At 72.8% G+C, this 4,534-nt stretch carries 2 protein-coding genes and 1 riboswitch; both genes read right to left on the bottom strand.

Annotated elements, in window-relative coordinates; genetic code table 11:
• Positions 1–505: DUF4232 domain-containing protein (locus H5J29_RS21790; protein ID WP_181782902.1), on the bottom strand; the 505-nt coding region annotated here is incomplete at its 3' end.
• A 109-nt stretch (positions 506–614) separates the two neighbouring features.
• Positions 615–4,229 (bottom strand): cobaltochelatase subunit CobN, encoded by a 3,615-nt coding sequence (gene cobN / locus H5J29_RS21785; RefSeq protein WP_181782901.1) that lies wholly within the window; start codon positions 4,227–4,229, stop codon positions 615–617.
• A 58-nt stretch (positions 4,230–4,287) separates the two neighbouring features.
• Positions 4,288–4,408, bottom strand: a riboswitch (cobalamin riboswitch).
• Positions 4,409–4,534 lie beyond the last annotated feature (126 nt).

Raw genomic sequence — 4,534 nt, 5'->3', positions numbered from 1 at the left:
ACACCGCAAGTTCACCTCGGACATGCTGGTCAACCTCGTCCGGCGGCGTGACGAGCATGCCGGTCGGGGTCCATCCCGGCCCGTCCTGGGGCGGCAGCCAGGTGATCACGGTGTGGGCGGCGGCGCCCGCCGCGAGCCGCACGGTCCTTGGCTCCTGCGAGGAGCGGGGCAGCGAGTAGGTCGGCCCGAAGGTCGGGTCGTCGGGACCCTTCAGGTCCACCCCGCCGAACCCCGTCATCGTGCACGGTGCGCTCGACGTGTTCGTCCACACGATCGTCGTGTGCCGCTGGCCCGCCTCCCCCGTCGTCCGTCCCACCGAGGCCTCCAGCTGCGCGAGCGTGCACTTCGTGGCCACCTGGGCGGCCGACGTGGTGGCCGCGCTCGTCGGCGCCGGGACCTGGGTGGTGGACGGGGCCGCGGGCGCGCCGGTCGACGACGACCCACACCCGGCCAGGGCCAGCGCGCCGACGAGCAGGGCCACGGCACGCACCGAACGAACGATCATGGCTGTCAGGCTGGCCCCGAACCCGTCCCGACGCCATCCCGACCGCCCGATCGTGGGCGAACCGGGCCCGACGGTGTCCGTCGCTCCCGAGGCGGCGGGGTCGGGCCGATCACTCGGCCTCGAGATCGCCTTCGGTCTCCAGGTACGCCTGTCGCAGCGCGGCGAGCGTGTCCTGCTCCGGCGCCTCCCACAGCCCACGCTCCGCGGCCTCGAGCAGCCGCTCGGCCATGCCGTGCAACGCCCACGGGTTCGACTCGGACAGGAACTTGCGGTTGTCCGGGTCCAGCACGTAGGTCTCGGTGAGCTTCTCGTACTGCCAGTCCGCGACGACGCCGGTGGTCGCGTCCCAGCCGAAGAGGTAGTCCACCGTCGCGGCCATCTCGAAGGCGCCCTTGTACCCGTGCCTGCGCATGGCCTCGATCCAGCGCGGGTTCACCACGCGGGCACGGAAGACGCGGGCGGTCTCCTCGTGCAGCGTCCGGGTCTTGACCGACTCGGGGCGCGTCGAGTCGCCGATGTACGCCTCGGGCGCGGTGCCGGTCAGCGCGCGGACGGTCGCGACCATGCCGCCGTGGTACTGGTAGTAGTCGTCCGAGTCGGCGATGTCGTGCTCGCGGGTGTCGGTGTTCTTGGCCGCCACCGCGATGCGCCGGTACGCGGTCTCCATGTCGTCCCGCGCGGGGGCGCCGTCGAGCCCGCGGCCGTACGCGTAGCCGCCCCAGGTCGTGTAGACCTCGGCGAGGTCCGCGTCGTCCCGCCAGTTCCTGGAGTCGACGAGCTGGAGCAGGCCCGCGCCGTACGTGCCCGGCTTGGAGCCGAAGATCCGGGTGGTGGCCCTCCTCCGGTCCCCCGTCCGCTGCTCGTCCTGCAGCACATGTGCTTTCACGAAGTTCTGCTCGGCGGTCTCGTCGAGGTCGCTGACCAGCTGCACCGCGTCGTCGAGCAGGGCCAGGACGTGCGGGAACGCGTCCCGGAAGAACCCGGAGATGCGGACGGTGACGTCGATGCGGGGCCTGCCCAGCTCGTCGAGGTCGATCACCTCCAGCCGTGTGACGCGCCGGCTGGCCTCGTCCCACACCGGCCGGACGCCGAGCAGCGCGAAGACCTCCGCGACGTCGTCGCCGCTGGTCCGCATGGCACTGGTGCCCCAGACGGACAGCCCGACGGAGCGGGGGAACTCGCCGTCGTGGTCGCGCCTGTACCGGTCCACCAGCGACTCGGCCATCGCCTGCCCGGTCTCCCAGGCGAGCCTGCTCGGCACCGCCTTCGGGTCGACCGAGTAGAAGTTCCGGCCGGTCGGCAGCACGTTGATCAGCCCGCGCAGCGGGCTCCCCGACGGCCCGGCGGGGATGAACCCGCCGTCCAACGCGTGCAGCACCCGATCGATCTCGTGCGCGGTCTCCGCGAGCCGCGGCACGACCTCCACCGCCGCGAACCGAAGGATCCGCTCGACGGTCTCGGCCCGCTCCAGGTCCTCGGCCGAGAGCCCGCTCCGCGCGCCCTCCTGTCCGAGTCGGGCATCGACGACGGCGGCGGCCGCGTCGGGGTCCCAGCCCGCGGCCTCCATGTCGGCGATCAGGCTGTGGGCGAGGGCCTCGACCTCGTCGACCGTCACCCGGGCCTCGCTGCCGTCCTCGACCAGGCCGAGGGCCTCGCGCAGGCCGGGGACGTTCTGCTCGCCGCCCCACATCTGCCGCGCGCGCAGCATCGCCAGCACCAGGTCCACCCGCACGGAGCCCTCGGGGGCCGCGGCGAGGACGTGCAGCCCGTCGCGGATCTGGACGTCCTTGATCTCGCACAGCCAGCCGTCGACGTGCAGCAGGAAGTCGTCGAACTCCGCCTCGTGCGGACGCTGCTCCAGGCCCAGGTCGTGGTCCAGCTTGGCGGCCTGCATCAGCGTCCAGATCTGCTGGCGGATCGCCGGGAGCTTGCCGGGGTCGAGGGCGGAGATGTTGGCGTGCTCGTCGAGCAGCTGCTCCAGCCGCGAGATGTCGCCGTAGGTCTCGGCGCGGGCCATCGGCGGGATCAGGTGGTCGACGAGCGTGGCGTGCGCCCGGCGCTTGGCCTGCGTGCCCTCCCCCGGGTCGTTGACCAGGAAGGGGTAGATCAGCGGGAGGTCACCGAGGGCCGCGTCGACGCCGCAGCTCGCGGACATGCCCAGGGTCTTGCCGGGCAGCCACTCCAGGTTGCCGTGCTTGCCGATGTGGACGATCGCGTGGGCGCCGAAGCTCTCCGCGACCCACCGGTACGCGGCCAGGTAGTGGTGCGACGGCGGCAGGTCCGGATCGTGGTAGATCGCGACCGGGTTCTCGCCGAACCCGCGCGGCGGCTGCACCATCAGGGTCACGTTCCCGCTGCGCAGCGCCGCGACGACGATGTCGCCGTCCTGGACGTAGTGCTCCCCCGGCGCCTCCCCCCAGTGCTCGGTCACCCCGTCGCGGAGGTCCTCGGGCAGGGTGTCGAACCAGCCCCGGTACTGCTCCGCGGAGATGCGGATCGGGTTGCCCGCCAGCTTCTCCTCGGTGAGCCAGTCGGGGTCCTGCCCGCCGGCCTCGATCAGCGCGTGGATCAGGGCGTCGCCGTCCTGCGCGGTGACACCCGGGAAGTCACCGACGTCGTAACCCGCCTCCCCCATCGCCCGCAGCAGCGCGACGGTCGAGGCCGGCGTGTCCAGCCCGACCGCGTTGCCGATCCGCGCGTGCTTGGTCGGGTAGGCGGAGAGCATGAGCACGATCTTCTTGTCCGCGTTGGGGATCCGCCCCAGCTCGGCGTGCAGCACCGCGATGCCCGCCACCCGCGCGGCCCGCTCGGGGTCCGGGACGTAGGTGGACAGGCCGTCGGCGTCGATCTCCTTGAAGGAGAAGGGGACCGTGATCAGCCTGCCGTCGAACTCGGGGACGGCGACCTGGGTCGCGACGTCGAGGGGGGACAGCCCGTCGTCGTTGGACTCCCAGGTGGCGCGGCTGGAGGTGAGGCACAGCCCCTGCAGGATCGGCACGTCGAGCGCGGCCAGCTCGGTGACGTCCCACTCCTCGTCCTCCCCGCCGGCCTGCGCGGAGGCGGGCTTGGTGCCGCCCGCGGCGAGCACGGTGACGATCATCGCGTCGGCCGCGCGGAGGGTTTCCAGCAGTGCGGCGGGGGCCTGGCGCAGCGACGCGCAGAAGATCGGCAGCGGGGTGGCGCCCTTGGCCTCGATCGCCTGGCAGAGCGCCTCGATGTAGGCGACGTTCCCGGCGATCTGCTGGGCGCGGTAGTACAGCACCGCGACCGTCGGCCCCGGCTGCGCGGCGGCGTCGCGCTCCAGCACCCCCCACTCGGGCAGGGCGATCGGCGGGGCGAAGCCCTCGCCGGTGAGCAGCACGGTGTCGGAGAGGAAGGCGTGCAGCTGGCGGAGGTTCTCCGTCCCGCCCTGCGCAAAGTAGGTGTGCGCCTCGGCGGTGACGCCCGCGGGGACGCTGGAGAGCTCCATCATCTCGGCGTCGGGGGCCATCTCGCCGCCCAGCGCGACCAGCGGGGTGTCCCCGGCGCGCAGCAGGTCGAGGCCGTCCTCCCAGTACCGGTAGCCGCCGAGCACGCGCACGACCACGACGTCCGACTCCGCGGCCATGGCGGGCAGCTCGTCGAGGAGCACGCGGTTGGGGTTGGCGAGGCGGAAGTCGGCGCCCGAGGCCCGGGCGGACAGCAGGTCCGTGTCCGACGTCGAGAGCAGCAGGACACGGGTCATCGAAGAGTCCCTTCCTCGGGATCCTCGTCCCGGGTCAGCGTGCAGGTCGGCGGGCGGTCAGTGTCCTGGCTCCCGGATCGACGCTCGCCCCGGCCTTCCGGGTCGCCCCGTGGCCGTCTCGAGGGGTCCGCTCCCCGGTGACAGTGGCGGGACCGCGCCGGACTCGCACCGGCTTCCTGGCCCGCTCGCCGTATTCGGTTGTCCTGCTCACTGTCCGCAACAGGATCACCCCGCGTCAAGCGGCCATGCCTACAGTGTCGCGGTGCCCACCCCCCGCACCCGCGCCGACGCCTGCCCGGGCGTCC

This window comes from Pseudonocardia pini, from assembly GCF_013870575.1.
Lineage (GTDB): Bacteria > Actinomycetota > Actinomycetes > Mycobacteriales > Pseudonocardiaceae > Pseudonocardia > Pseudonocardia pini.
This window is presented reverse-complemented; position numbering and strand designations above follow the sequence as displayed.